General features: G+C 71.1%; 29 protein-coding genes. 13 read left to right on the top strand and 16 right to left on the bottom strand.

All coding sequences use genetic code 11. The features are described from left to right. Positions 1 to 160 precede the first annotated feature (160 nt). Positions 161 to 1303 carry a pyridoxal phosphate-dependent aminotransferase gene (locus E1294_RS38135; protein WP_132515838.1) on the top strand — a complete coding sequence of 381 codons (1143 nt, stop codon included), beginning with the start codon at positions 161 to 163 and terminating at the stop codon, positions 1301 to 1303. Between the two features lie 185 nt (positions 1304 to 1488). On the opposite strand, the gene E1294_RS38130 is transcribed toward E1294_RS38135, so the two are convergent. Further along, a complete protein-coding gene (locus E1294_RS38130) occupies positions 1489 to 2415 on the bottom strand; it encodes a zinc-binding dehydrogenase (RefSeq protein ID WP_132515837.1) in 927 nt (308 codons plus the stop codon). Between the two features lie 78 nt (positions 2416 to 2493). On the opposite strand from E1294_RS38130, the gene E1294_RS38125 reads away from it, so the two are divergent. Genes E1294_RS38125 through E1294_RS38115 form a run of 3 tightly spaced genes read left to right on the top strand, consistent with a single transcriptional unit; the run spans position 2494 to position 4665 of the window. Further along, the gene (locus E1294_RS38125; RefSeq protein ID WP_246083594.1) at positions 2494 to 3120 is read left to right on the top strand and encodes a TetR/AcrR family transcriptional regulator; all 627 of its coding nucleotides are present in this window, start codon (positions 2494 to 2496) and stop codon (positions 3118 to 3120) included. A 16-nt stretch (positions 3121 to 3136) separates the two neighbouring features. Then, a complete protein-coding gene (locus tag E1294_RS38120; protein WP_132515836.1) occupies positions 3137 to 3925 on the top strand; it encodes a hypothetical protein in 789 nt (262 codons plus the stop codon). Next, on the top strand, positions 3922 to 4665 hold the full coding sequence (locus tag E1294_RS38115) for an MBL fold metallo-hydrolase (RefSeq protein ID WP_132515835.1): 744 nt from the start codon (positions 3922 to 3924) through the stop codon (positions 4663 to 4665). Before E1294_RS38120 ends, E1294_RS38115 begins: the two co-directional genes overlap by 4 nt. Here the strand turns inward: E1294_RS38115 and E1294_RS38110 are convergent. The 3 genes from E1294_RS38110 to E1294_RS38100 all read right to left on the bottom strand — a co-directional run bounded on the left by E1294_RS38110 (position 4646) and on the right by E1294_RS38100 (position 6812). Then, positions 4646 to 5101 (bottom strand): NUDIX domain-containing protein, encoded by a 456-nt coding sequence (locus tag E1294_RS38110; protein ID WP_132515834.1) that lies wholly within the window; start codon positions 5099 to 5101, stop codon positions 4646 to 4648. The two genes, E1294_RS38115 and E1294_RS38110, sit on opposite strands and share 20 nt — an antisense overlap. A 72-nt stretch (positions 5102 to 5173) precedes the next feature. Beyond that, the gene (locus E1294_RS38105; protein ID WP_246083593.1) at positions 5174 to 5830 is read right to left on the bottom strand and encodes a DUF47 domain-containing protein; all 657 of its coding nucleotides are present in this window, start codon (positions 5828 to 5830) and stop codon (positions 5174 to 5176) included. A 25-nt stretch (positions 5831 to 5855) separates the two neighbouring features. Beyond that, the gene (locus tag E1294_RS38100) at positions 5856 to 6812 is read right to left on the bottom strand and encodes an inorganic phosphate transporter (RefSeq protein WP_246083592.1); all 957 of its coding nucleotides are present in this window, start codon (positions 6810 to 6812) and stop codon (positions 5856 to 5858) included. 346 nt (positions 6813 to 7158) lie between these two features. Here E1294_RS38100 and purU point away from each other — a divergent pair, with 346 nt between their 5' ends. Continuing rightward, the gene (gene purU, locus E1294_RS38095) at positions 7159 to 8013 is read left to right on the top strand and encodes a formyltetrahydrofolate deformylase (RefSeq protein WP_132515833.1); all 855 of its coding nucleotides are present in this window, start codon (positions 7159 to 7161) and stop codon (positions 8011 to 8013) included. A 105-nt stretch (positions 8014 to 8118) separates the two neighbouring features. On the opposite strand, the gene E1294_RS38090 is transcribed toward purU, so the two are convergent. From E1294_RS38090 to E1294_RS38080, 4 genes are read right to left on the bottom strand one after another with little or no spacing between them, the layout of a single operon-like run. Further along, positions 8119 to 8469: a VOC family protein gene (locus E1294_RS38090; RefSeq protein WP_132515832.1), complete on the bottom strand. Its 351-nt coding sequence runs from the start codon at positions 8467 to 8469 to the stop codon at positions 8119 to 8121. Continuing rightward, a complete protein-coding gene (locus E1294_RS53365) occupies positions 8466 to 8747 on the bottom strand; it encodes a helix-turn-helix domain-containing protein (RefSeq protein ID WP_165977694.1) in 282 nt (93 codons plus the stop codon). The genes E1294_RS38090 and E1294_RS53365 overlap by 4 nt, the downstream gene beginning before the upstream one ends. Positions 8748 to 8749: 2 nt before the next feature. Continuing rightward, positions 8750 to 9019, bottom strand: a complete 270-nt coding sequence (locus E1294_RS53360; RefSeq protein ID WP_165977693.1) for a hypothetical protein — start codon at positions 9017 to 9019, stop codon at positions 8750 to 8752. A gap of 10 nt (positions 9020 to 9029) precedes the next feature. Then, positions 9030 to 11087: a prolyl oligopeptidase family serine peptidase gene (locus tag E1294_RS38080; RefSeq protein WP_132515830.1), complete on the bottom strand. Its 2058-nt coding sequence runs from the start codon at positions 11085 to 11087 to the stop codon at positions 9030 to 9032. Between the two features lie 281 nt (positions 11088 to 11368). Between E1294_RS38080 and E1294_RS38075 the strand changes: the two genes are divergently transcribed. The 3 genes from E1294_RS38075 to E1294_RS38065 are packed head-to-tail and all read left to right on the top strand — an operon-like array spanning position 11369 to position 12968. Beyond that, positions 11369 to 11875, top strand: coding sequence for an HNH endonuclease (locus E1294_RS38075; protein WP_132515840.1), 507 nt, complete (start codon positions 11369 to 11371; stop codon positions 11873 to 11875). A 44-nt stretch (positions 11876 to 11919) separates the two neighbouring features. Continuing rightward, positions 11920 to 12714 carry a GNAT family N-acetyltransferase gene (locus tag E1294_RS38070; protein WP_132515829.1) on the top strand — a complete coding sequence of 265 codons (795 nt, stop codon included), beginning with the start codon at positions 11920 to 11922 and terminating at the stop codon, positions 12712 to 12714. 56 nt (positions 12715 to 12770) lie between these two features. Further along, positions 12771 to 12968: an FmdB family zinc ribbon protein gene (locus E1294_RS38065; protein WP_132515828.1), complete on the top strand. Its 198-nt coding sequence runs from the start codon at positions 12771 to 12773 to the stop codon at positions 12966 to 12968. Between the two features lie 145 nt (positions 12969 to 13113). Here the strand turns inward: E1294_RS38065 and E1294_RS38060 are convergent, their stop codons facing one another. The 3 genes from E1294_RS38060 to E1294_RS38050 all read right to left on the bottom strand — a co-directional run bounded on the left by E1294_RS38060 (position 13114) and on the right by E1294_RS38050 (position 16587). Then, entirely contained in the window at positions 13114 to 13608 is a 495-nt protein-coding gene (locus E1294_RS38060) for a helix-turn-helix transcriptional regulator (RefSeq protein ID WP_165974528.1), read from the bottom strand. Between the two features lie 107 nt (positions 13609 to 13715). Then, the gene (gene ilvD / locus E1294_RS38055; protein WP_132515827.1) at positions 13716 to 15554 is read right to left on the bottom strand and encodes a dihydroxy-acid dehydratase; all 1839 of its coding nucleotides are present in this window, start codon (positions 15552 to 15554) and stop codon (positions 13716 to 13718) included. Positions 15555 to 15759: 205 nt separating this feature from the next. Beyond that, on the bottom strand, positions 15760 to 16587 hold the full coding sequence (locus tag E1294_RS38050; RefSeq protein WP_132515826.1) for a nuclease-related domain-containing protein: 828 nt from the start codon (positions 16585 to 16587) through the stop codon (positions 15760 to 15762). A 375-nt stretch (positions 16588 to 16962) separates the two neighbouring features. Here E1294_RS38050 and E1294_RS53355 point away from each other — a divergent pair, with 375 nt between their 5' ends. Further along, positions 16963 to 17253 (top strand): hypothetical protein, encoded by a 291-nt coding sequence (locus E1294_RS53355; protein ID WP_165977692.1) that lies wholly within the window; start codon positions 16963 to 16965, stop codon positions 17251 to 17253. A 7-nt stretch (positions 17254 to 17260) separates the two neighbouring features. After that, positions 17261 to 17623, top strand: a complete 363-nt coding sequence (locus tag E1294_RS38040; RefSeq protein WP_165977695.1) for a DUF5130 family protein — start codon at positions 17261 to 17263, stop codon at positions 17621 to 17623. A 15-nt stretch (positions 17624 to 17638) separates the two neighbouring features. Here the strand turns inward: E1294_RS38040 and E1294_RS38035 are convergent, their stop codons facing one another. From E1294_RS38035 to pepN, 3 genes are all read right to left on the bottom strand, one after another. Further along, positions 17639 to 18589 (bottom strand): hypothetical protein, encoded by a 951-nt coding sequence (locus tag E1294_RS38035; protein WP_132515823.1) that lies wholly within the window; start codon positions 18587 to 18589, stop codon positions 17639 to 17641. Positions 18590 to 18644: 55 nt separating this feature from the next. Beyond that, the gene (locus E1294_RS54930; RefSeq protein WP_246083591.1) at positions 18645 to 19886 is read right to left on the bottom strand and encodes a serine/threonine-protein kinase; all 1242 of its coding nucleotides are present in this window, start codon (positions 19884 to 19886) and stop codon (positions 18645 to 18647) included. A gap of 138 nt (positions 19887 to 20024) precedes the next feature. Beyond that, positions 20025 to 22589, bottom strand: a complete 2565-nt coding sequence (gene pepN, locus E1294_RS38025; protein ID WP_132515822.1) for an aminopeptidase N — start codon at positions 22587 to 22589, stop codon at positions 20025 to 20027. A 90-nt stretch (positions 22590 to 22679) separates the two neighbouring features. Between pepN and E1294_RS38020 the strand changes: the two genes are divergently transcribed. Both E1294_RS38020 and E1294_RS38015 read left to right on the top strand, forming a co-directional pair. Next, complete coding sequence (locus E1294_RS38020) at positions 22680 to 23300, top strand: mycothiol-dependent nitroreductase Rv2466c family protein (RefSeq protein ID WP_132515821.1); 621 nt, start codon at positions 22680 to 22682, stop codon at positions 23298 to 23300. 129 nt (positions 23301 to 23429) lie between these two features. Further along, positions 23430 to 24833, top strand: a complete 1404-nt coding sequence (locus tag E1294_RS38015; RefSeq protein WP_132515820.1) for an aldehyde dehydrogenase family protein — start codon at positions 23430 to 23432, stop codon at positions 24831 to 24833. A gap of 26 nt (positions 24834 to 24859) precedes the next feature. Here E1294_RS38015 and E1294_RS38010 read toward each other — a convergent pair whose 3' ends face one another. Then, positions 24860 to 25588, bottom strand: coding sequence for an SDR family NAD(P)-dependent oxidoreductase (locus E1294_RS38010; protein ID WP_132515819.1), 729 nt, complete (start codon positions 25586 to 25588; stop codon positions 24860 to 24862). A 9-nt stretch (positions 25589 to 25597) separates the two neighbouring features. Continuing rightward, positions 25598 to 26083: a peptide deformylase gene (gene def, locus E1294_RS38005; RefSeq protein ID WP_132515818.1), complete on the bottom strand. Its 486-nt coding sequence runs from the start codon at positions 26081 to 26083 to the stop codon at positions 25598 to 25600. Between the two features lie 92 nt (positions 26084 to 26175). Between def and E1294_RS38000 the strand changes: the two genes are divergently transcribed. After that, on the top strand, positions 26176 to 26643 hold the full coding sequence (locus E1294_RS38000; RefSeq protein WP_132515817.1) for a ribose-5-phosphate isomerase: 468 nt from the start codon (positions 26176 to 26178) through the stop codon (positions 26641 to 26643). Positions 26644 to 26770: the final 127 nt, after the last annotated feature.

Here is a 26770-nt window from a genome sequence, read left to right as displayed (position 1 = left end):
GGGTGGCGCGGCGGTGGCGGGTGGCCGCCGTGCTGGCGGTGGTCGCGCTCGTGCCCGTCGCGCTGGCCGTGGCGGTGGTGCGGTCCGGCGCTTGACACATCCCGCGGCGGGGAGGACGTTGTTCCATATACGGAACACGCTCGCTCGCGGAGGTGCTGTCATGCGGCCCAACTCCCGGTTCGCGCACGTTCAGCCGTTCGACATCGACAAGGTGGCGGCCGCCGCCGGATCCGACGCCGACGTGCTGCGCATGGAGAACCTCGACACCGACGTCCCGCCCCCGCCCGCCGCCGTCGCCGCGACAAGGGAGTCGCTGGCGGCGGGCACGGGCAACAGCTGGCTGCCGTTCACCGGCCTGCCGGAGCTGCGCGAGGCGATCGCGGCCGACCTGCGCGTACGCACCGGGCTGGACTTCGACCCCCTCCGCCAGATCACCATCACCTCGGGCGGCACGTCGGCGGTCATGCCCGTGCTGCTGGCCACCACCGAGCCGGGAGACCCGGTGGTGCTGACCGACCCGACGTACGCGGGGCTGCTCCAGCGTGTACGGTTGTCCGGCGCACGCCCGCACCTCGTGCCGCTGCGCGTGGACGGCGGCTTCTGGAGGCTGGACAGGCAGGCACTCGACGAGGTCCGGACGGCGGCCGCCCTGCTGCTGATGAGCCCGTCGATGCCGTCGGGCGTGGTCCTCGACCGCGACGACTGGGCCGCGGTCGCCCGGGCCTGCGAGCGCACCGGGGCCTGCCTGATCTACGACGCCGCCATGGAGCGCATCGTCTTCGACGGGCATCCCCGCGTGCACCCGTGCCAGGTGGACGGGCTGGCCGGGCGGACGATCATCATCGGCTCGGTGTCGAAGGAATATCGCATGATCGGCTGGCGTATCGGCTGGATCGCGGGCCCCCAGGACATCATGGCCCGGATCATGGTGGCGGTCATCTACAACACCACCGTGGCCAGCGGCTTCCACCAGATCGGCGCCGCCGCCGCCCTCAAGGAGCCGTCGGGCGTGGCCGAGGCGGTGGCCGAATACCAGGCCCGCCACGACACGGTGGTGCAGCAGCTCGACGGACTGCCCGTGGTCCGGGCCGGCGGCGGCTGGTCCTGCCTGGTGGACGCCGAGGCCCTGGGCATGACGGCGGCCGGCCTCTCCGCCCGCCTCCTCGAACGCGGCCGCGTCGCCGCCACCCCGATGACCGCGTGGGGTGAGACGGTCGCCCCCCGCTACGTGCGCCTCGTCTACAGCAACGAACCCGTGCACCGCCTGGCCGACCTCCGCGCCCGCTTCACCACGTCCCTCTGACCACGCCCCGTCCAACGCCCACAGCAGTCCGGCGCCCGCACCCGTGCGGTGCTGTTTTGCGCCGGGTCCGCGCGGTGCTGTTTTGCGCCGGGTCCGCGCGGTGCTGTTTTGCGCCGGGTCCGCGCGGTGCTGTTTTGCGCCGGGTCCGCGCGGTGCTGTTTTGCGCCGGGTCCGCGCGGTGCCGGTCAGATGCGGAGCAAAGTCTTGCCGGTTACGCCGCGCGCCTCGATGGCGGCGTGCGCCGCGGCGGCCGACTCCAGGGGGAACGTCGCGCCGATGACGGGACGCAGGCGCCCGGCGGCGGCCAGCGTGAGCGCCTGCCGGGCCAGCTCGCGCATGTCCGTCGCGGGCCAGGCGACCGCCGTCACGCGCGGGTCGGGCGTCGTCATCGGGCCGCCCGCCATGCCGTACACGCTGATCCTGCCCCCGTCCTTGAGCAGCCCCTGAGCGGCCGCGCCGGTCTCGCCGCCGACGCCGTCGAAGACCACGTCCAGCCCGCCGGTGGCCGCGCGGACCGGCTCCGTCCAGTCTGGGTCGGTGTAGTCGACGGTCAGCTCGGCCCCCAGGCCGGCCGCGAGGTCACGCTTGGCGGCGCTGCTCGCGGCGCCGACGACGCGGGCTCCGGCGTCGCGGGCGAGCTGCACGAGCAGGCTCCCCACACCACCGCCTGCGGCCTCCACCAGCACCCACTCGCCGGGCCGGGGCGCCGCGGCGGTCGCCAGGCCCACCGCGGTGCGTCCGTCGGCGAGCAGCGCCACCGCGGCCTCGGGCGACAGGCTCTCCGGGATGGGGATGAGGTCGTCGGCGCTGGCCACCGCGAGCTCCGCGTAACCTCCGTAACCGCCGAGCGTGCTCACCACCCGCGTGCCGGCCAGCGCGGGGTCGACGTCTTCGCCCGTGGCCAGCACGGTGCCCGCCACGCCGTTGCCCAGGATCGCGGGCAGCTCGGCCGACCGCGGCCCGCGACCACCCCGCACCTGCGTCTCCACGAACGTGATGCCCGCCACCACGACCTTGATCAGCACTTGCCCCGGCCCGGCGACCGGGTCGGGTATTTCCTCCAGGACCAGTGCCTCCGGCCCTCCGCACTGCCGCACCACCACCGCGCGCATGCCACAACCTCCCTTAATCGGAGCGATTCGCTCCGACAAGTGTAACGGAGCTGTTCGCTCCGGAATATCCTGGACGCCATGAGCAGACGCGGCCGGCAGGCCGAGGCGGCGCGCAACGATCTGCGCCTGTTGCGGGCGGCGCACGAGGTGTTCACGACGCAGGGGTTCGACGCGCCGGTGTCGGCCATCGCCAACCAGGCGGGCTTGGGCATGGGCAGCCTCTACCGCCGCTACCGCACCAAGGAGGAGCTGCTCCAGCGCCTGTGCCTGATCGCAATGGAGCGTGCCGTGGCGGCGGCGGAGGACGGGCTGGCCCAGGCCGATCCGTGGGACGGCCTGGTCCTGTACGTACGCACGTGCGTGGAGTTCCGTTCCGGCGCGCTGGCCCCGATCGCGGGCACCATCGAGGTGACCGGCGAGATGTGGCGGGTGGCCAGGCTGGCGGAGGAGGTCGCCGACCGGCTCGTCACCAGGGCGCACGAGGCGGGCGTGCTCAGGAGCGACGTGACGGCGCTGGACATCTCGCTGCTCATGGAGCAGTTCAGCCGCCCGGCCCCAGGCCCGCTCGACGAGGAACATTGCAAGGTCAGGGAGCGCCTGCTGGCCATCGCGCTCGACGGCCTGCGCGCGCCCGGCGCCACCGAGCTGCCAGGAGATCCGCCGAGCGCCGAGTGGTACGAAGGACGATGGGGGAGCGCGCCGTAGGTCTACGGTGGGGTGCGTGTCGTTCAACGAGCTGCTCCGTGACCTCGATGTCAGCGCCAGCGTCCAGGCCGCCGGCATCAGACGCGGCTACGGCGGGCCGCCCGCCCGCCAGGTGAGCATCAGGTCCGGCATGGCACGCCTGCGCTGCGCCTCCCTGCTCAAGCCCCTGTACGCGTGGGTGAGCGCGGGCCGCATCCCCGACGCCGAGCGGTGGCGCCGTCACGCCGAGCCCGCCGTGGTCATCTCGTCCAACGCCGACACGCTCAACCTGTGGCTGGCCATCGGCCCCGGCGTCATCCTCGACGACATCCGCCGGCGCACGGGCGTGGCCTGGTCACCGCCGAACGGCGACCCGTCCAGGTTCGGCTCGGTCGAGGTCGCCGCCGACGAGGTCGCGACCGCGTACGCGGTGCTCGCCCAGGCCGGGGCGGCGGGCGATCCGGCCGCGGCGACCGTCATGGAGTGGATGCGGCAGGTGGAGGGGGCGCAGACGTTCGGAGCGCGTGAGGCGACGCGCTCGCCGGAGGCCGCGGTCAAGTGCGGCTGGTACGGCGCTCCCGATGAGACCTGCCTGCGCACGCACGCCGTGACCGTCCTGCCCAGGGGCGGCACGCGCACCACCGTGGCCGTGGCGCTGACCGCGCTGCCCTACACCCGCCCGCGCGAACGGGCGCTCTACCAGGAGCAGGTCAACCAGGGGCTGTCCGTGGAGGCCGAGCACGAGAAGGTGGCCGGCACGCTGCTGCGCGGGCTGCTGGCGGCGACGCTGGCGGAGCTGGGCCACTCGTCGGGAGGCGACACGTGAGGTTCACGGTTCTGGGCGGATGCGGCGCCTGGCCGGCGGCGGGTCAGGCGTGCAGCGGATACGTCATCGAGGAGGAGGGCTTCCTGATCTACGTCGACCCCGGCTACGCCACGCTGCCCAGGCTGCTGGAGCGCTGGCCGGCCGGCGAGGTCGACGCGGTGCTGGTCACCCACGGCCACCCCGACCACTGCGCCGACCTCAACCCGCTGTTGCGTGCCCGCGCGCTCGCCGGCCGGCCCGTTCCCCCGCTGCCCGTCCACGCTCCGCCGGGCGCGCTCGACGCCGTCCTGGCGCTGGATGACCGGCGCATGCTGGCCGGCGGCTTCGTGGCGCACGAGCTTGCGCCCGGCGTTCCGCGGCACCTCGGGCCTTTCCGCCTCGACCCCTTCGACCTGCCGCACCACGTGCCCAACGCGGGGCTGCGGCTGAGCGCCGGCGACCGGGTGATCGCCTACACCGGCGACACGGGACCGTCCGGCTCTTTGATGGCGTTGGCGAAGGATGCGGACTTGCTCGTGGCAGAGGCGACATATCCGGAACGGGTGCCGGATGAGGATGCGCCCTACCTGTCCAGCGCTCTCGACGCGGGCCGCACCGCGGCGTCGGCCGGCGCGGCCCGGCTGCTGCTCACCCACCTGTGGCCGGACACCGCGCCCGAGCCCGCGCTGGAAGCGGCCGCCACGTCCTACGACGGCCCGCTCGCGCTCGCGTCCGCGGGCGTCACCGTGGATCTGCCGTGAGCGCTGCCACGACCTCCGCCAGCAGGGGAGGCTCGATCCCCTCGGGCAGTTCCTCGGCCCAGGCATAGCCGCGGAAGACGTGGCGTTCCTCCTCTGTGAGCGCCTTGGGGACCACCTCGGGACGGACCTCGTCGAACACCGCCAGGAAGAACGGCTCCGTCTTCACGTACCGGACTCCGAGCCACGAGAAGTCCCGTCCGACCTCGACGCATCTGCCGGACACGGCCGAGCCCGGCAGTCCGGTCTCCTCGGTCAGCTCGCGTTTGGCCGCCTCCAGCGCCGTCTCGCCGGGGTCGATGCCGCCGCCCGGCGGCTCCCAGACGTCCACCCGGCTGACCGGGTCGTACCAGTGCATGAGCAGCACCCGGCCGTCACGGTCGAGACAGACGACGCGCGCCGCGGGGCGGTCACTGACGCTCTCCTGTGGGGGGTTCATCCGGAAAGAGACTACCCGGGACGTTGGGGCAGGGCGCGAAGCGCGTCTGGTCGCGCACGGATCTGTCCCGCGTCAGCGCTTCATCGCACCGTCGGCGATCGCGTCGGCCGCGTCGCCGATGGACACGCCCACGATCTCCAGGCGGCGCACCAGCTCGCGCTGCTTCATCGCGTCCGCGGTGAGCTCTCCCGAGAAGATCCGCGAGATCTCGTACTGGTACATCCGCCGGATGGCCCCGCCCGCCTTCTTCGCCTCCAGCGCGTCCTGCACCACCACGGAGGGCCGGGAGGCGAGGTCGCGGACGGCGTTCTCCAGGGCGTCGATGCCGACGATGACCTGGTCGAGCAGGGGGGTGAAGCGGATCTGGTCGGGCACCCGGTAGAGATGGGACTCGCGGACGAAGTCCCGCAGCGAGTCGAGCACGTCGTCGATCGAGCGCGACAGCCTGAACAGGTCCTCGCGGTCGATGGGCGTGACCAGGGCCGTCTTGAGCTCGTCGACGAGCCTGGCCCGTTCCTCGTCGCCGAGGTGCTCGATCGCGCGCATCTGCTCATGCGCGCCTGTCCTGCCCACCTCACCGCCGATCATGGCCATGGCCAGCCACGCGCCCTCCTTGGTGGCCTCCAGCTGCCCGAGCAGCGCCTCCGTGAGCGCGCTGTCCATACGACCGGTCATGAGGTCGCGGATCCGCCGCAGCCGCTTCACGGCCCGGCCGCCTTCGATGCGCAACGGCGCTCCACCGCTCGCCCTCCGTTCATGACAGTTCCACGCTCGCGATCCCCTTCACCATCGACGCCAGTGCCCAGCCGAGCAGCCCGCTCGCCGGCAGGGTCAGCAGCCAGGCAACAACGATCTTGACGGCGGCGTACCAGCGGACCCGGCCGCCGCCCTGCGCGACGCCCGCGCCGATGAGCCCGCCGGCGATGGACTGGGTCATGCTCACCGGCATGCCGGCGGCCGCGGAGGCGATCACCGCCGAGCCCGCGGCCAACTCGGCCACGACTCCGTGCGGGGGGCGAGAGGCGATGATCTCGCGGCCGAGCGTACGGCCCGCCTTCGGCAGGCCGTACAGGGTGCCGAGGCCGAACAGGACGGCCACCAGCGACGTGTACGTCAGCGGCGCGCCCGTGAAGCCCAGCGCGATCATGAACACGGCCAGCATCTTCTGCCCGTCGTTGGCCGCGTACGCGAGGGTCTGGAGCAGGAAGCCCGCCCAGTGCCAGCGCGGCAGCGCGCGAGCCGTGGTCACCGAGACCAGGACCCGGATGAGCGCCCAGGCCAGCATGCCTCCCGCGAAGGGAGCCGCCAGCCCGAACGCCAGCACCAGCCCCACCGACCCGGCCGAGACCGGCAGCCCCCAGCCCAGCCCCGCGCCGGTGAGACCGCCCACGACGGCGAGCGTGAGGCTGGTCGGCCGGCCCTTCGCGCTGAGCACGGTCACCACGATCAGCGCCGAGACCACCGCGCACGTCGTCGCGAGCCGCCCGCCCGGCTCGTCGAAGGTGGCCAGCCGGGTCACGAACGTGAGCGCCACCTGGTGCGTGACCAGCGGAACCAGCGCCACCATCAGCACGAGCACGAGAACACCGGTCGCCGGGCGCACCGTGGGCAGTTTGAGGCCCGTCGCCAGGACGGCGCCACCGTCGTTGACCCCGGAAACGACGGCGAACAGACCGGCGACCACGATCAGCACGACGGCGTCCAACGGCAAGCGCTCCATCCCGGCCCGCCCTGCACAGGCGGGGCCAGCTCGATCCCGGCACTCATGGCGGAAAGACGACTGCCCCGTGACCCCCGGATACAGTCTTTCCTCGATGACCACGAACTACCCGCGTTCGTGTGGAAGATGGATGAAGACCCCATTATGAGGCTGCTTGCCCGGCAGACACCCGTGGGGTCAACCCCTGATCAACCGCTCATGACCAGACACTTCGCCGCCCTCGGCCGCACAGTGGAAGCCCATCGCGGCAGGTACTCTCGGACGTGGCCGCCTCGGTTGTACGCTGCCTGCACGACCGCAAGGCGCCCGCTGCCCCCACGCCCGCGAGAGTGAAGGCATGACCGATCCCGCCGAGTACATCCTGACGTTGTCGTGTCCCGACCGGCCCGGTGTGGTGGCCGCGGTCTCCGGCCTGCTGGCCGGGCGCGGTTGCACCATCATCGAGAGCCAGCAGTTCGGAGACAGGGCCGCCCAGCGGTTCTTCATGCGCGTGCAGTTCGCGGGCCCGCTGGGCGAGGACGAGATCACCAGCGCCTTCGCCGCGCTCGCGCCCGACTTCGCCATGGAGTTCAGGGTGCGCGACGTGGCGAGAAAGCCGCGAGTGCTGATCATGGTCAGCAAGTTCGACCACTGCCTGAACGACCTGCTCTACCGGGTGCGGGCCAAGTCGCTCGACATCGAGATCGTCGCGGTGGCCTCCAACCATCCCGACCTGCGCCCGCTCACCCAGGCGCACGGCATCGACTATCACCACCTGCCGATCACGCCCGAGACCAAGGCCAGGCAGGAGGCCGAGGTGCTGGCGCTGGTCGAGCACTATCAGGTCGACCTGGTGGTGCTGGCCCGCTATATGCAGGTGCTGTCGGAGGAGCTCTGCGAGAAGCTGGCGGGCCGGGCCATCAACATCCACCACTCGTTCCTGCCGTCGTTCAAGGGCGCCAGGCCCTATCGCCAGGCGCACGACCGCGGGGTCAAGCTGATCGGCGCCACCGCCCACTATGTGACCTCCGACCTCGACGAAGGGCCGATCATCGAGCAGGAGGTGGCCAGGGTCAACCACAGCCACTCGCCCGAGGACCTCGCGGCCATCGGGCGTGACGTGGAGTGCGTGGCGCTGGCCAGGGCCGTCACGTGGCATGTCGAGCAGCGTGTGCTGCTCGACGGGCACAAGACCGTCGTCTTCCCCCGCTGAGCTCTTCCAACGCTCGCCGATGGCGCCGACGAGCACGCGCGGACCCGGGGAGGGAGAGATCGTGGGTCACGCCCCCCAGATCGTGGCAGGCGCCATCGCGACCTGTCAGGGCCGGTAGGTCCCGAAGTACCACGCGTTGCCCTCCGGGTCCGCGCAGCCGTACTCGCGTGACCCGTACGGCTGGTCCACGAAATCCATGGTGATGCGGGCCCCCGCGGCCCTCGCGCGGTCGTGATGGGCGTCGACGTCGTCGGCCGCGACGTAGATCCCCGGCCCGCCGGGCTCACCTTGGCCGATCATGATGATGTCGTCCCCGACGATCAGTTCGGCGTGGTTGACGGCGCCCTCGTCGTTCTTGGCCACCTCGTGCACCCTGAACCCGAACGCGGTGGTCAGGAAGTCGAGTGCGGCCTGGCAGTCGTGGTATCTGGCCAGTGCGTATACGGTTCTGCTCATATGCCTGAGTGTGCCCACTCCGAGGGCTCGGGTCTTGGATAAATCTGACCGGGCGTCACGTCGCCCAGCACCCGGAACTCACGGTTCATGTGGGCCTGGTCGTAGAAGCCGCACTCCGCGGCCACCCGCGCGATGGAGGCGCCCGCCTGCAACAGCCGTGCCGCCCTGCCGAACCTGATCACCCGCGCGGCCGTCTTCGGCGTGAGCCCGATCTGGTCGTGGAAACGGGCGACGAGATGGCGATGGCTCCAGCCGAGCGACTCGGCCAGCGACGACACGCTCAGGCCGCCTCCCGACTCCAGCAGCCGGGCCCACGCCCACGGCAGCTGGTGAAGCGGTCGCCGAGCCCGCCCGCGAACGCCGAGACCCGCTGCCCCTGCACCTCCATCGGCGTTCCGAAGGCGAGGATCAGCACGGCCCCCGGCATCGCCATCTCGGACCTGGTCACCGGCTCGGCGTATCGCTCGCTGTAGGCGCACAGGCGCGTCACGTAGGGGCGCAGGAGGGCGCTGGGGACGGCCTCGACCATGGCCGGCTCCAGCGCGCTCATGGTGTCGAGGCTACAAGCCGGTGTGCCGTGCCAGGAAGCTGAGCGTGTCGGCCGACAGGTCGACCGTCCTGCTCACCGAGCGGGCGCCGTGGCCCACCTCCGTCTCGTTGCGCAGCAGCACGGGACGCTCGCTCGTCGTGGCGTGCTGGAGCGCCGCGCACATCTTCCACGCGTGCATCGGGTGCACGCGTGTGTCGGACTGGAAGACGGTGAAGAGCGTCGCGGGATAGGTGACCCCCTCCTTGACGTGGTGGTAGGGCGAGTAGGCCCGCAGCCAGGCGAACTGCTCGGGGTCGTCGGCGGAGCCGTATTCGACGTTCCAGGTGGCGCCGAGCCCGAACTTCTCGTACCTGATCATGTCGAGCAGCGGCGCGGAGCAGACGACGGCGGAGTAGAGGTCGGGGCGCTGCGTCAGCGCGGCGCCCACGAGCAGGCCGCCGTTGGAGCCGCCGGAGATGCCGAGCTGCTCCTTCGTGGTGACGCCGGTGGCGATGAGGTGCTCGGCGGCCGCGTGGAAGTCGTCGAACACGTTCTGCTTGTCGGCCAGCATGCCCGCGCGGTGCCACTCTTCGCCCTCCTCGCCGCCGCCGCGCAGGTTGGCGATGGCGTAGACGCCGCCCGCCTCCACCCAGGCCAGGATCGAGGCGGAGTAGCCGGGCGTCATGGACAGGCCGAAGCCGCCGTAGCCGTAGAGGATCGTGGGGCGGGGGCCGGAGGCCTCGCCGGCCGGAGAGATGATCAGCATGCGGACGTCGGTGCCGTCGTGAGACTGGTAGACGACCTGCGACGTGCGGACCTCCGGCACCTCCACCGCGCCGGGGGAGGCGGCCCAGAGCGTGGTCTCGCCCGTGCGGGCGTCGTAGCGCTGGATGGTGGGCGGCGTGGTGTTGTCGGTGTAGCCGAACCACGCCTCGTGGCCGCCCTCGGGACGCTCGGCGATGCCGCCGATGGAGCCGAGGCCGGGCGCGGGCACCTCGCCCACGCGCTCTCCGGTCTCGAGGTCGTGCACGGTGATCTCGCTGATGGCGTGGCGGGTCCAGCCCACCAGCATGACCGGGCGCTCGAGGTCGTCGAGGATCGCGAAGTCGCTCAGCACCGCCTCGGGGTCCTCGGGGACGAGGTCGCGCCAGGTCTCGAACGCCGGCGCGGCCGGGTCGGCGAGGCACACCCTGCCTCGCGGCGCGTCGCGGTCGGTGTGGACGTAGAGGCGGCCGTCGCGGCCGAACACCAGCGCCGCCTGCGCGTCCACGCCCTCCTGCACCACCCGCAGCTCGGGCCGGTCGGCGGGGGACTCCGTCAGGTCGGCCACCCAGATGTCGTTGCGCGGCGCGGTGCCTTCGTGGGCCGAGACCTGCAGCCAGCGCCCGTCACGCGAGACGGAGACGCCGTAGTAGTTGGTCATCTTCAGGTTCTGCCCGAAGATCATCACGTCGTCCTCGGTGGAGGTGCCGACGCGGTGGAGGTAGACGCGGCGGTGGAACTGCGTCTCGTTCTCCGGCACCTCGGTGCTCGGCAGCCGGCGTACGTAGTAGAAGGCATCCCCGCCGGGCAGCCAGGCGACGGGGGAGTAGCGGCAGCGGTCGATGGGCCCCTCGACGCGCTGCCCCGTCGCGACGTCCATGACGTAGAGGACCGACTCCTCGTTGCCGCCCACCGAGAGCTGGTAGGCGAGCAGGCGGCCCTCCTTGTCGGGCTGCACCGCGTCGAGCGTGGTGAGACCGGAGGAGTCGATGTCGATGGGGTCGATCAGCGCCCGCTCGGTGCCGTCGGGCTCGACGACGTAGTAGACGGCGTGCTCCTGGTCGGGGGTGCGGCGCGTGAAGAAGTGGCGTCCGCCGCGCCAGGCGGGCACGCCCACCGAGCCCGACCTGAGCAACTCGGCGATGCGGCTCTTGAAACGTTGCGGACCGCGCTCCCGGCTGAACAGCTCGGCCTGCGCGAGCAGCCATCCCTTGGTCTCGGGACCGTCGGGGTCCTCGAGCCACCGATAGGGGTCGGGCACGGGTGTTCCGTGCAGGATGTCACTGGTTTCTTCGCGTCGTGCGGTCGGGTACGGCTCTCGCGTCATGCCAGGAACCCTATGCCAACGGGGATGCGTAAAGCGCTGGTCGAGCGGGCATAAAACGTACCGTGCGTCCCTTTAGTCAGTCCGTCGGATGCTTTTGGGGTGGCGGGGACCACGGTGCAAACGCCAGACTTGGTGACAGGACGGTGCCGTGGTGACCATCCGCTGGGCCGTCCGGCGGAGGTCCACGTGACGGAAGCACGAGTGCCCCAGGAGGGGCCGACAGGCGGGACATGCTGCGGCATGTCCCCTTTGATACGCGCGCAGCAGGGAGAGGCCCGATGATGCGCCAAGTCCTGCTGCTCAATGCCACCTACGAGCCACTGACCACCCTCTCGCTGCACCGGGCCATCGTGCTGGTGCTGCGGGAGAAGGCCGACGTCGTGCACCGCGACGGCCGGGGCGCGGTGCTGCGTTCCGCGAGCCGTACGCTCGACGTCCCTTCGGTGATCAGGCTCCGCAGATATGTCCGCATTCCCTACCGGTCGCGCATCCCTCTGACCAGGGCCGCCCTCATGCGGCGCGACGACTACCGCTGCGCCTACTGCGGGCAGCGGGCCGAGACCATCGACCACGTCGTCCCACGGTCCAGGGGAGGCACGCACACCTGGGAGAACTGCGTCGCCTCGTGCACCACCTGCAACCACAGGAAGGCCGACAAATACCTGGAGGAGCTGGGGTGGACGCTCCGCGTCAGCCCGGCGGTGCCACGGGGCGCCCACTGGAGGCTCATCGGCGCCTCGCTCGTCGGAGACCCGCAGTGGGCGCCCTACCTCGAGGCCGCGGCCTGAAAGGTTTTGATGCGGGAGTTCGCGTCCTGACAACATGAGCAGGCATGTGGACCTTCACCGCAGAGGTTGAGGAGTACGCCGCGGTCGCCGAGCCCTTCCTGCTCGGCGACCCGGTGCGCAACACCGTTCCGCTGACCGTCCTGGCCAACCTGCGCGCGGGCCTGCCCGCCAAGGATCCGCTCTTCGGCTGGTGGACGGTGGACGACGAGGTCCGCGGCGCGGTCTTCCGCACCCCGCCGCATCCCATCGGCCTCTTCTCAATGCCTGTCGAGGCCGTCGCGCCCCTGGTCGAGGCGCTCGATCGCGAGCTGCCCGCGCTCGTTGGCCCCGTCGAGCTGACCTCCGAGGCCATACGGCTGCTCGGCAAGCCCAGCAGGGTGGTGCCGGAGCGGCTCTACAGCCTCGCCGCGCTCACCGTGCCCGACGTGCCGGGCCGGGGCAGGATCGCCGTCCCCGGCGACTTCCCGCTGCTGGTGAGCTGGTATCACGCATTCCACGACGAGGTGGAGATGCCCGCGGCCGACCTGGCCGAGCGGACGGCGCAGCGGCTGGCGCGCCGCGAGCTGTTCGTGTGGGAGGTGGACGAGGCGCCGGTGTCGTTCGCCGGGCTCTCACCGGCGGCCGGCGGGGTCTGCCGCATCGGGCCCGTCTACACACCGCCTTCGTGCCGCAGGCGCGGCTACGGCGCCGCCATCACGGCGTTCGCCAGCCAGACGGGCCTGGCCGAGCGGTGCGACCATGTCGTGCTCTTCACCGACCTGGACAACCCGACGAGCAACGCCATCTACCAGGCCATCGGCTACGAGCCGGTGTCCGACTACGCGCATCTCACCTACTGACGGTGAGGCGCGGCAGCCCTTGGCGGCCGCACGGCCGGCGGCGGTAAACTCGGCTCATGCCGCGATACGACTTCCGCTGCCGCGCCTGCGGCTCCACGTTCGAGGTCTCCCGCTCCATGTCGGCCTCCAACGACCCGGCCACCTGCCCCGAGGGCCACGACGACACGGTGAAGCTGCTGTCCACGGTGTCCATGACGGGCGGCGCGGCCGCACCCCAGGGGGGCGGCTGCTGCGGCGGCGGCTGCTGCTCCTGAGGGTCACGCACTGGTCGCGCTCGGCAGGGTGAGCGCGACCACCGCCGGCCGGCCTCGGGCACGCCCCGGACGCGCATGTGCGGAAGCCTGCCGTGCCCCGAGCCCAACGGCCGGGGCACGGCAGGTCAGACAAGCGGCAAGGCTCTCACGCGGCCCTGGCGCGCTTGCGGCGCTGGAACGGCAGGAACCGGTCCGCGAGATGCGGCCGGGACGGCGTGAGCGTGGGTTCGACCGCGATGATCCGGTCGAACCTGAACGCCCTGATGGCCCGGCGCATCCTGCACACGCCGACCAGATACCAGTATTCGCGGTGGACCAGGCAGGTCACCGGCTCGACGTCGCGCGCGGTGACGGTGCCGTAGGCGTCGCGGTAGTGGAGGCGGATCATGAGGCGGCTGGTGATGGCGTCGGCCATGAGCCTGGCCCGGGAGGCGACGTCGACGGGCAGCGGCTCGGTGAGGGTCGCGAGGGTGGTGGAGATGACGTCGTCGTCGAGCTCCAGGTGCTCGAGCGCGTGCTGCAGGCCACGCCTGGCGGTGACGGCCTGCGGACCCGCTCCGAGGTGGGCGAGGGAGAGGGCGAGGGCGGCGATCTCGGCGGTCGTCAGCGGGCGAGTATCGTGCTTCACGACTGTCGTCATACCCCAAGAATAGGGACGACCACCGACAATTTTCGAAAATCTGTGCGGCGAGGGAAGAGCCTGTACGGCAGGCGAGAACCCGGTCGCCTGCCGTACAGAGGCAGCGCTTATCGCGACAGCTGCGACAGGTCGCGCGAGGCACCCGTGGACGCGGACGTCGTCATCGCCGCGTAGGCCTGCAGCGCCACAGTGACCGGCCGGTCGCGGTCGCGCGGACGGAAGCGGCCGAGCTCGGCCAGCAGCCGCTCGCGCCGGGCAGCCAGCTCGGCCTCGGCCACCCGCAGCTCCATCGACCGGTTGGGGATGTCGATGTCGATGATGTCACCGTCTTCGACCAGCGCGATCGTGCCGCCCTCGGCCGCCTCGGGCGAGGCGTGGCCGATCGACAGCCCCGAGGTGCCGCCGGAGAAGCGCCCGTCGGTGACGAGGGCGCAGGCCTTGCCCAGGCCCCGGCCCTTGAGGAAGGAGGTCGGGTAGAGCATCTCCTGCATGCCGGGCCCGCCCTTGGGGCCTTCGTAGCGGATGACCACCACGTCGCCCTCCTTGACGCGCCCGCCCAGGATGCCCTCGACGGCCTGCTCCTGCGACTCGAACACCACCGCGGGCCCGCTGAACTTCCAGATCGACTCGTCGACCCCTGCCGTCTTCACCACCGCGCCGTCACGCGAGATGTTGCCGTAGAGGACGGCCAGCCCGCCGTCGGCGGTGTAGGAGTGCTCCATGTCGCGGATGCACCCCTCCGCCCGGTCGAGGTCGAGGGAGTCCCAGCGGTTGTCCTGCGAGTAGGCCTTGACCGTGCGCACGTTGCCGGGCGCCGCGTGCCACAACTCCAGGGCCTCCGGCAGGACCGACGGCGAGCGCACGTCCCAGCGGGCCAGCACGTCGGCGAGCGTGCCGCCGTTGACCGTGGACATGTCGCGGTGCAGCAGGCCGGCCCGGTCGAGCTCGCCCAGGATGGCCGGGATGCCGCCGGCGCGGTGCACGTCCTCGACGTGGAACTTGCTCGTCGCCGGGGCGACCTTGCACAGGCAGGGCACCCGCAGCGAGATCTCGTTGATCTCCTTGAGCCCGAAGTCGACCTCGGCCTCGCGGGCCGCGGCCAGGATGTGCAGGATCGTGTTGGTCGAGCCGCCCATCGCCACGTCGAGCGTCATCGCGTTCTCGAAAGCCTCGCGGGTCGCGATCGAGCGCGGCAACACCGACTCGTCGCCTTCCTCGTAGTAGCGGCGGGTGATCTCCACCAGCTGCCGGCCGGCGTCCTCGAACAGCGTCTTACGGGCCTTGTGCGTGGCCAGGATCGTGCCGTTGCCGGGCAGCGCCAGGCCGATCGCCTCGGCCAGGCAGTTCATGGAGTTGGCGGTGAACATGCCCGAGCAGGAGCCGCACGTCGGGCAGGCGGCCTCCTCCATCTCCAGCAGGTCGGCGTCGGAGACGGACTCGTCGGCGGCGGCGATCATCGGGTCGATCAGGTCGAGCTTCCTGCCCGGAGTCTTGCCGGCCTCCATGGGCCCGCCGGAGACGAAGACCGTCGGGATGTTCAGCCGGAACGCCGCCAGCAGCATGCCCGGCGTGATCTTGTCACAGTTGGACACACAGATCAGCGCGTCCGCGCAGTGGGCGTTGACCATGTACTCGACCGCGTCGGCGATCAGCTCGCGCGAGGGCAGGGAGTAGAGCATGCCGCCGTGGCCCATCGCGATGCCGTCGTCGACCGCGATCGTGTTGAACTCGCGGGGGATGCCGCCGGCCTCCCTGACGGCCGACGCCACCACGTCGCCCACCTCGCGCAGATGTACATGGCCGGGAACGAACTGCGTGAAGCTGTTGGCCACCGCGATGATGGGCTTGCCGAAATCGCCCCCGGCTACGCCGGTCGCCCGGAGCAGGGCCCGGGCACCGACCATGTTCCTGCCGTGGGTGACTGTACGTGACCTGAGGGCCGGCATTGCGCTTCTCCCATCGCTAGCAAGTCTTCACATGTTACGGCCACCGCCCGGCAACTGAGACGCCTGTCCATGCATCGGACTGCTGCCGCCCCGCCCGCACCATGACGAGGGACGGGCGGGCCGTACGAGGAGGCCGCTCCGAGGGGCGTTCAGCCTGCGGCGATGGGAGAGAAGCCGGCGGTTGAACGCGCAGCCACCAGGTGGCTCAGTCTTCGCCGTAGCGGGCCGGAAGCACCTGGGCGGCGATGTCGTAGATCCGGTCGATCTCGCCCTCGGTCAGCGCCCGCTCCCGCTTGGTGATCCACTTGCGGGCGCGGTCGCCCTGGTAGACGTCCACGCCGCGGATCGTCATGATCTTCCACGGCACCTGCGGCCCGTAGATGGCAAGGGAGGGCACGACCGAGACCTCGCGGCCGAACGACTTGCTGATCAGCTCGCTCGCCTGCGACGCCTCCCACTTGGCCTCGTTGATGCGGGGCTTCATGTCGAACGGCCCGTGGAAGAGCTTCTTGCCCATCTGCACACGCACGGGCAGCCGCTTGTCCCACTTCTCGGAGTCGACCGCGTACACGCCCGTCGGGCCCACCACGAGGTGGTCGATCTGGGCCTCGCTGTCCGGGATCGCCCTGGCGTGCAGCGTGCGGTAGCCGTTGCGCTCGAGCTTGCGCAGTTGCGCCTCGGTGCGGCGCTCGGCCACGGACGTGCGCCGCCACGCCGGCACGGAGGAGCTGGAGCGCGCCCGATAGATCGCCTCCGCGATGGCCGCGAGCACGCCTCCGGTCACACCGGCCCGCCAGTCGCCCACGAGGAAGCCCACGACGAGGCCGACGACCACCGCGAGGATCGCGCGGTTGCGCAGGCGGCGGACCCGCGGCTGCTGCAGCAGGCTGCGCACGGACACGCGCTTGACCGGCGCGTATGTGGAGGTGGGCGCCGAAGGCTTCGCGGCGGCGGTCTGCTCGCTTTCTGGCTTGTCGCTCACCCAGATGGGTGACGCGTTGTGACCGTCTTCTCGCTGGATGTCGGAGTCCACGTAACTCACCGTAGCCCGGGGGTTCGATCGATTCCTAGTGTTGCCGCGTCCATAGTTTTATGGCCCAGCTCATCGTGTTCCACGCGTGTTTTCCGGGTATGTCTTACGTTCTTCTCTAGAGATGCCCACGGGCTCTCGGCGCACCATCGGACCCGCGCCATGCGCCCGCCGGAGTGCCGACCCCTGCGAAGATCCTAACGTGGCGCGGGGGTGCGCCGATCACGTCCGGCTCGGCCACCGCGGGTGCGTCCCCCGGCCCGCCCGTCCGCCTGCCACCGCACCGGAGCACCGGCGGCGCGCCCGGCGGCCATCCATGTGCCAGACACCCCGCGCCGGGGTCTGGCCGGACCCGCCGGAGCGGTTTACGGTCAGGGTGTGAACAGCGCGGCGGAGATTCTGCTCTTGCTCATCGGGGTGTCCATGGGGCTGTTCGTGCTGATCAGCCTGCTGGTCATGGTGCCGGGGCGTGCTTCGCGGCGCCGGGAGGGATCGTGGCCGGTGTGGGTCGGCGGGCCGTCCAGGAGCGAGCGCGGGGTGAGCACATCCGCGCTGGTGCTGGCCGACCGGGTGGCGCACTGGACCGATGTTCCCGAGCACGACTGGGTGGCCGCCGCCGAGACGGCCGAGCCCGGCAGGCGCGTCGGCGGCGCGTCCGCGGGGTGGTGAGGTGACGATGCGCGGACTGACCGCCACACAGGCCGACGACATCAGGAAGGCCGTGCAGGCCGCGGAACGGCGAAGCGGCCTGCGGTTCGGGTTGTTCATCGGCGAGCCGGAGGGCTCCCGGCGGCACTTCGCCGAGCGCCTGCACGCCGCTCTGGGCGACGAGGCCGCCGACGCCGTGGTGATCCTCGTGGATCCCGTGGGGCGGGCGCTGGAGATCGTCACCGGCGACACCGCCCGGCTCCGGCTGCCCGACAGCGCCTGCCGGCTGACGGCGATGTCGATGGCCACCTCGTTCAGCGTGGGCGACCTGGTGGGTGGCCTGTTGTACGGCATCGCCGCCCTCGCGGAGCAGGCCGCGGCCCGCCGCTGATTTCCGGCAGGGGCATCAGTCGCGTTCGAGGAGGCTGACGATGTGCCGGCTGACCCCGTCGAGCAGGGTCGCCTGCTCGATCGGGGCGCCGGCGACGGCCGAGAACAGCGCGGGCAACCCCGGCAGCGGGAACCCGTCGTCCTTCAGCGCCGCCGACCCGACGGCGTTCTTGTCGAGCCCGGCGCGGCTGCGCTCCCACGCGTCGAGCACCTCTTCCGGCGACGGCACCCCGAACCCGTGCCCCACCGGCGCCGCGTGGCGCAGCCGGACGAGCGGGGTCTCCGCGAAGGCCAGGGCCGTGCGGGCGCGCAGCTGGAGATCGGCCCGCGGCTCCGGCTCGATCCAGTCCATGGCCGTGCACGGGTTGCGGCAGGTGGCGACGCATACGGCGAGCGCGCCGGCGACCTGGCTGTGCTGGCGGTCGAAGTAGGCTCGCCAGCCCTCGCCCGGCTCGGCCGACACCCGCAGCGTCCGGTTGGTGGCCGACTGCTCGGACTTCGTGTGGTCGCACTCCCGGTCGCCGATGACACCGAACCTGCTGCCCGTCACGCTCAGCGCCTCGGGCCAGCGCGTGGGGTCGCCCGCGTGGCCGAGCTGCGGCTCGAAGGCCAGCAGCGGCAGGTATTCGCTGGCGATGTGCACCGCGGCGATCATCGGGCTCAGCTCGCGCCGGTGCCACCGTACGGAGATCACCTCCAGCAGCAGCTCGTACGCGGGCCGCAGCGACTCCAGCGCCCCGCGCGGCTGCTCGCGCGGCGTCTGCGGCATGTGGCAGGCTCGCGCGCGCCGCCGCAGGTCGGCGGGCACCACCCGGGCCTCGGCCGCGAAGTCCTCGGCGTCGAGCGAGAGCAGCCGCTGACCGAACTCGCACACCTCGGCGATGTCGGCGGCGGGTGCCAGCGCACCAAGGTCGGCGAAGGCATAACGGCGGGCAAGGGCGACGAAAAGGTCACGAGTCGAGTCCACGCGAAGACTTTCTCACGTTCGGCGAGCCGCTAAGGACGCCGGCGCCGGGGGCCGGTCACGGGCACGGAGCCCGGATGCACTGGATCTCGCCCGGAGGCGGTGGCCGGGAGATCGTGGGCTCCGACGTCGGCTCCCCGGGGCCGTCGGTCGTGGGCTCCTCGGTCGGCTCGGGCTGCGGAGTGGTCGGCGAGCCGGTCGGGGTCTCGGTCTCGGTTTCGGTGGCGGTGACCGTCGCGGTGGGCGTCGGCGTCGTCGTGGCGGAGCGGGAGGGTCGAGGGCTGGAGGTGCGCTTGGCCGGCGGCACCGGCTGCTTGGTGGTGGCCGACGGCGGCGGCGAGGTCGCCTCGGCCGTGGCGGTGACGGTCGGCGGCTCCATCCGGCTCACCGTCGTGGGCGTCGGCGGACGCAGCCAGACGATTCCCGCCACCGCCGCGGACACCGCCACCGCGGCGGCGATGGTGAGCACCGCCCGCACCGAGCGGCGGCGTCGGGGGACGGGCAGCGTGGTGGGAGAGGCCATCGCCCTGCGCGCGGCCTCGGCCATCAGCGCGGCCGACGGCCAGCGTGCCTCGGGCGTCTTCTCCAGCGCGCGCTCCACCACCTGCCGCGGCCCTGCCGGCACGTCGGCGGGCAGGCGCGGGACGGGGGAGTTGAGGTGCTTGAAGATGATTTGTACGGGCGTGTCGCCCTGGAACGGCAACCGCCCGGTCAGGCACTCGTACGCCACCACGCCCAGCGCGTAGACGTCGACCGCGGGGGTCACGTCGCTGCTGGTGGCCATCTCGGGGGCGCAGTAGCCGGCCGAACAGAGCATCGTGCCCGTGGCCGTCAGATGCCCCGCGGAGACGGAGTGGGCGATGCCGAAGTCGGTGAGCGCCACGCCGCCGTCGGGCCTGATCATGAGGTTGGCCGGCTTGACGTCGCGGTGGACGATGCCCTGCGCGTGGGCGGCGGCCAGCGCGTCGCCCACCTCGGCGACCAGCCGCATGGTGGCCTCCGGGCCGAGCGCGCCGCGCCGCAGCACGTGGTCGAGCGACTCGCCCTCCACGTATTCCATGACCAGGAAGCTCACCTGGCGGCCGGTGACCTCGCTGACGCCGTAGTCGTAGACGTCGACCACTCCGGGATGCCGGAGCGTGGCCATGGCCCTGGCTTCGTTCTGGAAACGCTGGGTGAAGGAGGGGTTTTCGGTGAGCGCGGGCATGAGCACCTTGACCGCCACCGCGCGGCCGAGGACCGTATCGTCGGCACGCCAGACCTCGCCCATGCCGCCGCCGCCGAGACGTCCGGTCAGCACGTAGCGATCGTTGAGCGTTGTCCCGGCGCCTAGCACGTACTTGAGGCTAACATCGCCGCTGCGCCGCCATGGCCAAGTCGGCGCAGGCCGTGGGCCCCCGCCGGACGGCGGGAGCCCACGGGAGCCCGCAGGGGCGCGTCAGGAGGACGCGGCGTCCTTCTCCCGGTTACGCAGGGCCCTGCTCACGCCGTCGGCACCCTCGAGGATCAGCCGGCGCAACGCCTGCGGCGGCTCCTCGTCTGCGAGGTAGTGCTCCGCGGCCTCGACGGTCGCCGGCTCGATGAGCAGCGAGGGGAAGCACCCCACGGCGAACGTCGACGCCTGGTCGAACGTCCACTCCTTGTAGATCCGCCCCACCTCGGCGAAGTATTTCTCGCGGTAGGAAGCCAGCAGCTCGGGGTGGCGCGGGTCCTGGAAGCCGCCGATGGTCGTACGGGCGATGTGGTTGGCCAGCTCGCCGCCCACGATCCGGTCCCACGCGGCGGCCTTGGCCTCGGCGGTCGGGATCGCGGCCCGGCAGTGCGCGGCCGAGCGCTCACCCGTCGCCGTGGGGTCGAGCTCGAGCTCGGCGTCGATGTCCGCCTCGGTCAGGCGGCCGCAGGACACCAGCGCGTGCACCAGCGACCAGCGCAGGTCGGCGTCGACGGTCAGGCCCTCAGGAACGGACGAGCCGTCGAGGATGCCCTGCAGCAGGTCGAGGTCCTCGTCGGAGCCGGCCACGAGTGCGAACGCCTGGAGGAAGGCGAGCTGGTGGTCGGAGCCCGGCTCGGCGGAGGCGAGCAGCGCGCGGAGCTTGCCGGCCAGCAGCTCAAGGCCCCCCTGCCGCCACACCGGGTCGGCGTACTGCTGCGCGGCCATGCGCGCCTGCCGCAGCACCGCCTGGAGGACGGTGATGTCGGAGACCGTTTCCGCGCCCGAGACGACCAGCTTGACGTAATCGCGTGTGGACATCTCGCCGTCGCGGGTCATGTCCCACGCCGCGGACCAGCACAGGGCCCGCGGCAGCGACTCGGTGAACGCGGCGATGCCGCCGTCGACCAGCGTCTTCAGGGAGCGCTCGTCGAGGCGGATCTTGGCGTAGGTCAGGTCGTCGTCGTTGATCAGCACGAGGTCGGGCTGCTCCTCGCCGATGAGCTGGGCCACGTTCGTGCGGGCGCCCACCACGTCGAGCTCCACCCGCCTGGTCCGCGTCAGCTCGCCGCCTGCCAGGGAGTAGAGGCCGATGGCGACCCGGTGGGAGCGCAGCGTCGGGTGCTCGGCCGGCGCCTCCTGCACCACCTCGAAGCGGGTGAACCGGCCTCCCGACACCTCGAACGAGGGTCGCAGCGTGTTGACCCATGAGGTCTCCAGCCACTCCTTCGACCAGGACGACAGGTCGCGGCCCGAGGTGCGCTCCAGCGCGTTGAGCAGGTCTTTCAGCTCGGTGTTGCCCCAGGCGTGCTCGGCGAAGTAGTCGCGTACGCCGGCCAGGAAGTTGTCCAGGCCCACGTAGGCGACGAGCTGCTTGAGCACCGAGGCGCCCTTGGCGTAGGTGATGCCGTCGAAGTTGACCTCGACCGCCTGCATGTCGGGGATGTCGGCGGCGATCGGGTGGGTCGAGGGGAGCTGGTCCTGGCGGTAGGCCCAGGCCTTCTCCACGTTGGCGAACGTCGTCCACGCGCCCTTGCCCCACCGAGTGGCCTCGGCCTGGGCGAGCACGGACATGTAGGTGGCGAACGACTCGTTCAGCCACAGGTCGTCCCACCAGCGCATGGTGACGAGGTCACCGAACCACATGTGGGCCATCTCGTGCAGGATCGTCTCGGCGCGCCGCTCGACGACCGCGTCGGTGACGCGGGAGCGGAAGACGTAGTCCTCCAGGAGCGTCACGCAGGCCGCGTTCTCCATGGCGCCGGCGTTGAACTCGGGCACGAAGAGCTGGTCGTACTTCCCGAAGGGGTAGCGCACCCCGAAGACCCGGTGGAAGAAGTCGAAGCCCTGCCGGGTGACCTCGAAGATGTTGCCGTCGTCGAGGTGGCTGGCCAGCGAGGCCCGGCAGTAGACGCCCAGCGGGATGCCGTCGTGCTCGGAGGTCACCTTGTGGTAAGGGCCGGCCACCAGCGCGGTGATGTACGTGGAGATGGCCGGTGTGGGCGCGAACTGCCAGCGCCGTGCGGGGGGCACCGTGCCGTGCTTGCCCGCGTGCTCGGGCAGCTCCTCCACGCCGGTGGCGGTGGCGTTGGAGATGACCTCCCAGCCGGCCGGGGCCAGCACGGTGAGCTGGAAGGTGGCCTTGAGGTCGGGCTGGTCGAAGCAGGCGTACATGCGGTGCGCGTCGGCCGTCTCGAACTGGCTGTGCAGGTAGACGTTCTTGTCGACCGGGTCGACGAAGCGATGGAGCCCCTCGCCGGTGCGCATGTAGGAGCAGTCGGCGTCCACGCGCAGCTCGTTGGCCTCGGCAAGCGAGGGCAGCGGGAAGCGCCCGTTGGCGGCGTCGTAGCCCGCCACGTCGAGCTCCTGGCCGTTGAGCACGACCTTGCGCACGCGGGCGCCGTGCAGGTCGATGAAGGTGGACGCGCCCGGGCTGGTGCTGGCGAAGCGGACCGTCGTGACGCTCTCGAAGCGCTCGTCCCCCTCCGTCAGGTCGAGTGCGACCTCGTAAGACTCGACCTTCAGCAGCCGGGCGCGCTCACGAGCCTCGTCTCGGGTCAGGTTGCCTGCCAAGTTGCGCTCCTTTTCACCGCTTCGTAGAAGTTTGTCGGTATCCTGCCACGGCGGGAATAGGACCCGAACCACCTCAGGTTATGGCCCCACGTGACTGAAAAGATTCCTGTGGACCTGTGGTTCGATCCATCCTGCCCCTTCGCGTGGGTGACGTCACGATGGCTGATCGAGGTGGCGGAGGTTCGCCCCATCGAGCCGCGCTGGCGCATGATGTCGCTTCACATCCTCAACGAGGACAAAGACGTCTCCGACGACTATCGCGAGCGCGCCGCCCGGGCCATGGGATCGGTCAGGGTGGTGGCGGCGGCCGCCGCGAAGCACGGCGAGCACGCCATCGGCGAGCTCTACACCGCTCTGGGCACCCTGCTGCACAACGAGGGCAGGAGCAAAGAGCCCGAGCGGCTGCGCGAGACCGTCGAGACCGCGCTCGAGCGGGCCGGCCTCGACAAGAGCCTCGTCGAGGCCATGCACTCCGAAGAGTGGGACTCCACCATCCGCGCCTCCCACGACGAGGGCATCACGCTCGTCGGCCAGGAGGTCGGCACGCCCATCATCCGCCTCGGGGCCAACGCCTTCTTCGGGCCCGTGATCACGCGCATTCTCCGGGGTGAGGACGCGGGCAAGCTCTGGGACGGCGTGCTGGCGGTCACCGCGTACGAGGACTTCTTCGAGCTGAAGCGCACGCGCACCAAACGACCGCAATTCGACTGACGCATCCGTCTATGCCCATTGAGTCGTCGTACGCTGGCGGTGGAATAAGGCCGGCGGCGGAGGAGAAGGCTCATCCCGGCCCGGGATGAGCCCTCGCATTGCCGCGTGAAGCACTGTCAGGATGGTGCCATGCGTCAGCTCTATACAGGTGGCTCCTGGACCGCGTCGACTTCGGACGAGTCCATCGAGGTCGCGAACCCGGCCACGGAAGAGATCATCGACCGCGTCCCCGCGGGTTCGCCCGACGACGTCAAGGCGGCCGTGCAAGCGGCCAGAAGAGCTTTCCCCCGATGGTCGGAGACCGCCGCCGCCGAACGCGGGAAATTGCTCGGCGACGCCGCCGACCTGCTGAAGCAGCGAGCTGACGACATCGCCAAGACGATCGCCACCGACATGGGCGCGCCGCTCGGCTTCGCGCTCAAGGTGCAGACGCTCATGCCCGCGACCGTGCTGTCCTCCTACGCCCGGCTCGCCGAAAGTCATCCGCGCGAGTCGCGGGCCGGCAACTCGCTGGTGCTCAAGGAGCCGGTCGGGGTGGTGGCGGCTATCACGCCGTGGAACTATCCGCTGCACCAGATCATCTGCAAGGTGGGCCCCGCGCTGGCCGCCGGTTGCACCGTGGTGCTGAAGCCGAGCGAGGTGGCGCCGCTCGCGGCGTACGCGCTGGCGGAGATCTTCGACGAGGTCGGCCTGCCCGCGGGCGTGTTCAACCTGGTGAGCGGGCGTGGGCCGGTGGTCGGCGAGGCCATGGCCGCCCACCCTGACGTCGACATGGTGTCGTTCACCGGCTCGACCGGCGCGGGCCGGCGGGTGGCCTCGCTCGCGGCCGAGTCGGTCAAGCGGGTCGCGCTCGAACTGGGCGGCAAGTCAGCAAATATCATCCTTCCCGATGCCGACCTGCCCCTGGCCGTCAAGGTGGGCGTGGCCAGCTGCTTCGTCAACGCCGGCCAGACCTGCTCGGCGCTGACCCGCATGATCGTCCACCGCGACCAGTACGACGAGGCCGTGCGGCTGGCCGTCGAGACGGCGCGCGGCTACACCGTCGGCGACCCCTTCGACGCGTCGACCAGGATCGGCCCGCTGGTGTCGGCGACCCAGCGCGAGCGCGTCGTCCGCTACATCAACAGGGGCCAGGAAGAGGGCGCCAGGCTGGTCGCCGGCGGCACCGAGCAGCCTCACGAGCGGGGCTACTACGTCGAGCCGACCGTGTTCGCGGGCGTGGAGCCGGGCATGACGATCGAGCAGGAGGAGATCTTCGGCCCCGTGCTGTCGCTGATCCCGTACACGACCGAGGACATGGCCGTCGAGATCGCCAACGGCACGAAATACGGCCTGGCCGGAGCCGTCTGGTCGGGCACCGAGGAACACGCCGTGTCGGTCGCCCGCAGGCTCCGCACGGGCCAGGTGGCCGTCAACGGCGGCCGCTTCAACCCGATGGCCCCCTTCGGCGGCTACAAGCAGTCGGGCGTGGGCCGGGAACTCGGCGAGTACGGGCTCGAGGAGTTCCTGGAGATCAAGGCGCTGCAGCTGTAGCCGCCGGAGGTGGCCGGGCCGGCGGGTCAGACGAACAGCCCGCCGGTGGCGTGCACGTTGTGGCCGGTGACCCAGCGCCCGTCGGGGCCCGCCAGGAAGGCGACCACGGCGGCGACGTCGCCGGGCCTGCCGAGGCGCTGCAGCGCGGTGAAGCTCGCCGTCACCTCCAGCGCCTCCGGCGGGTTGGCGCCGCGCAGCATGTCGGTGTCGGTCGCGCCGGACGAGACGACGTTCACGGTGATGCCCCGCCCGCCCAGCTCGCGCGACGCCACTTTGGCGAACTGCTCGACCGCCCCCTTGCTGCCGCAGTAGAGCATCAGACCGGGCGCGGGCACCTGGGTGTTGAGCGACGAGATCGTGATGATCCGCCCGTCGTCGCGCATGACCCGGCCCGCCCACTGCGTGGCCAGGAACACCGCCCGGGTGTTCACCGCGAAGACCCGCTCGTAGTCGTCGCCGGTGATGTCGGTCAGCGGTTTCTGCAGGCTCAGCGCGGCGTTGTTGACGAGGATGTCCAGCCCGGGCAGCCGCGCCTCCGCCTCGGCGAACAACCGCTCCAGATCGTCCTCGTCGCCCAGATCGGCGCGTACGGCGTGCGCCCCGGTCTCCTTGGCCACCTGCCGCGCCGCCTCTTCCGAGTGCTCGTAGCAGAACACGACCTCAGCCCCGTCGCCGGTCAACCGCTCAACGACGGCCCGGCCGATGCCCCTGGAGCCTCCGGTGACCAGTGCGCCTCTTCCCGAAAGTACGCTCATGCGGCCAACCTACGCCCTGAGCATGATTTCGCGGGCTTCGTTCCTGGGGAGGCGGTCGACGTACAACTTGCCGTCCAGATGCTCGGTCTCGTGCTGGAAGCAGCGCGCCAGCGATCCGCGCGCCTTGACGCGCACAGGCCGCCGCAGCCGGTCGACGCCCTCGACGGTGACGCCCGCGGCCCGCGCGACAGGGGCGTAGATCGGCTGGCTCGTGCGGCGGTCGGGCACCGACAGGCAACCCTCCTCGTCGAGCACCTCCTCCGGATCGTCGACGGTCAGCCGCGGATTGATCACGTGGCCCTTGCGCCCGCTGATGTCGTAGACGAACAGCCTCCGTGACACGCCGATCTGGGGGCCCGCCAGGCCGACCCCGTTGACCGCGTACATCGCCTGGAACATCTCGTCGATCAGCCGGCGCAGGTCACGGTCGAAGTCGGTGACGGGATCGGCGGTCGTGCGCAGCACCGGATCGCCGATGATGCGGATCTCGCGCATACGATTTCTGCTTTCGTAAGGACTAGACTGCGGAACAGGTCCTTACTCTAGCAAGCGAGCCTGATCGGCGAGGGCTGTGGAAGACTGGTCACGTGCGTGTCTACATCGGTGCCGACCATGCCGGCTATGAGCTGAAGAACCACCTCGTGTCCTGGCTCAAGGACCACGGTCACGACGTGATCGACTGCGGTCCTTTCGTCTATGACGCGGAGGACGACTATCCCGCGTTCGTCCTGCGCGCGGCCGAAGGCGTCGCGGGCGACCCCGGCAGCCTGGGGGTGGTCATCGGAGGCTCGGGCAACGGCGAGCAGATCGGCGCCAACAAGGTGCGCGGCATTCGCGCGGCACTGGCGTGGAGCGAGGAGACGGCCGCACTGGCCCGCGAGCACAACAACGCCAACGTCGTCAGCGTCGGCGCGCGCATGCACGCCGTCGACGAGGCGACCAGGTTCGTGGAGGTCTTCCTGACCACGTCGTTCTCCGGCAGCGAGCGCCATAGCAGGCGGATCGCGCAGCTCGACACCTACGAGACGATCGGCCAGCTGCCCTCCCTGCCCTAGTACTCCAGTGACACTTGGCGATCTTGAAGGATCGGGTCACATGGCGACGGCCACCGCGTGATCATTCGGAGTTTGTGAAGACAACCAAAGATCGTGCGGTGGCCGCGAGCCACAGCGTAGACCCTGA

It is taken from the genome of Nonomuraea diastatica (genome assembly GCF_004349015.1).
GTDB lineage: Bacteria > Actinomycetota > Actinomycetes > Streptosporangiales > Streptosporangiaceae > Nonomuraea > Nonomuraea diastatica.
The sequence above is the reverse complement of the archived record's forward strand: the minus strand, read 5'-3'. Positions and strand labels throughout refer to the sequence as shown.

What these genes read in the sequence shown, in the direction of transcription:
- E1294_RS38130 (WP_132515837.1), bottom strand. Translation starts at nt 2,415, where the DNA reads ATGCGCGCGGTGGTGGTGCGGCAGTGCGGAGGGCCGGAGGCACTGGTC.
- E1294_RS38070 (WP_132515829.1), top strand. Translation starts at nt 11,920, where the DNA reads ATGTGGACCTTCACCGCAGAGGTTGAGGAGTACGCCGCGGTCGCCGAG.
- E1294_RS38075 (WP_132515840.1), top strand. Translation starts at nt 11,369, where the DNA reads ATGCGCCAAGTCCTGCTGCTCAATGCCACCTACGAGCCACTGACCACC.
- E1294_RS38040 (WP_165977695.1), top strand. Translation starts at nt 17,261, where the DNA reads ATGCGCGGACTGACCGCCACACAGGCCGACGACATCAGGAAGGCCGTG.
- E1294_RS38110 (WP_132515834.1), bottom strand. Translation starts at nt 5,101, where the DNA reads ATGAACCCCCCACAGGAGAGCGTCAGTGACCGCCCCGCGGCGCGCGTC.
- E1294_RS38010 (WP_132515819.1), bottom strand. Translation starts at nt 25,588, where the DNA reads ATGAGCGTACTTTCGGGAAGAGGCGCACTGGTCACCGGAGGCTCCAGG.
- E1294_RS38015 (WP_132515820.1), top strand. Translation starts at nt 23,430, where the DNA reads ATGCGTCAGCTCTATACAGGTGGCTCCTGGACCGCGTCGACTTCGGAC.
- ilvD (WP_132515827.1), bottom strand. Translation starts at nt 15,554, where the DNA reads ATGCCGGCCCTCAGGTCACGTACAGTCACCCACGGCAGGAACATGGTC.
- E1294_RS38090 (WP_132515832.1), bottom strand. Translation starts at nt 8,469, where the DNA reads ATGAGCAGAACCGTATACGCACTGGCCAGATACCACGACTGCCAGGCC.
- def (WP_132515818.1), bottom strand. Translation starts at nt 26,083, where the DNA reads ATGCGCGAGATCCGCATCATCGGCGATCCGGTGCTGCGCACGACCGCC.
- purU (WP_132515833.1), top strand. Translation starts at nt 7,159, where the DNA reads ATGACCGATCCCGCCGAGTACATCCTGACGTTGTCGTGTCCCGACCGG.
- E1294_RS38135 (WP_132515838.1), top strand. Translation starts at nt 161, where the DNA reads ATGCGGCCCAACTCCCGGTTCGCGCACGTTCAGCCGTTCGACATCGAC.
- E1294_RS38060 (WP_165974528.1), bottom strand. Translation starts at nt 13,608, where the DNA reads ATGACGACAGTCGTGAAGCACGATACTCGCCCGCTGACGACCGCCGAG.
- E1294_RS38125 (WP_246083594.1), top strand. Translation starts at nt 2,494, where the DNA reads ATGAGCAGACGCGGCCGGCAGGCCGAGGCGGCGCGCAACGATCTGCGC.
- E1294_RS53360 (WP_165977693.1), bottom strand. Translation starts at nt 9,019, where the DNA reads ATGAGCGCGCTGGAGCCGGCCATGGTCGAGGCCGTCCCCAGCGCCCTC.
- E1294_RS38065 (WP_132515828.1), top strand. Translation starts at nt 12,771, where the DNA reads ATGCCGCGATACGACTTCCGCTGCCGCGCCTGCGGCTCCACGTTCGAG.
- E1294_RS38080 (WP_132515830.1), bottom strand. Translation starts at nt 11,087, where the DNA reads ATGACGCGAGAGCCGTACCCGACCGCACGACGCGAAGAAACCAGTGAC.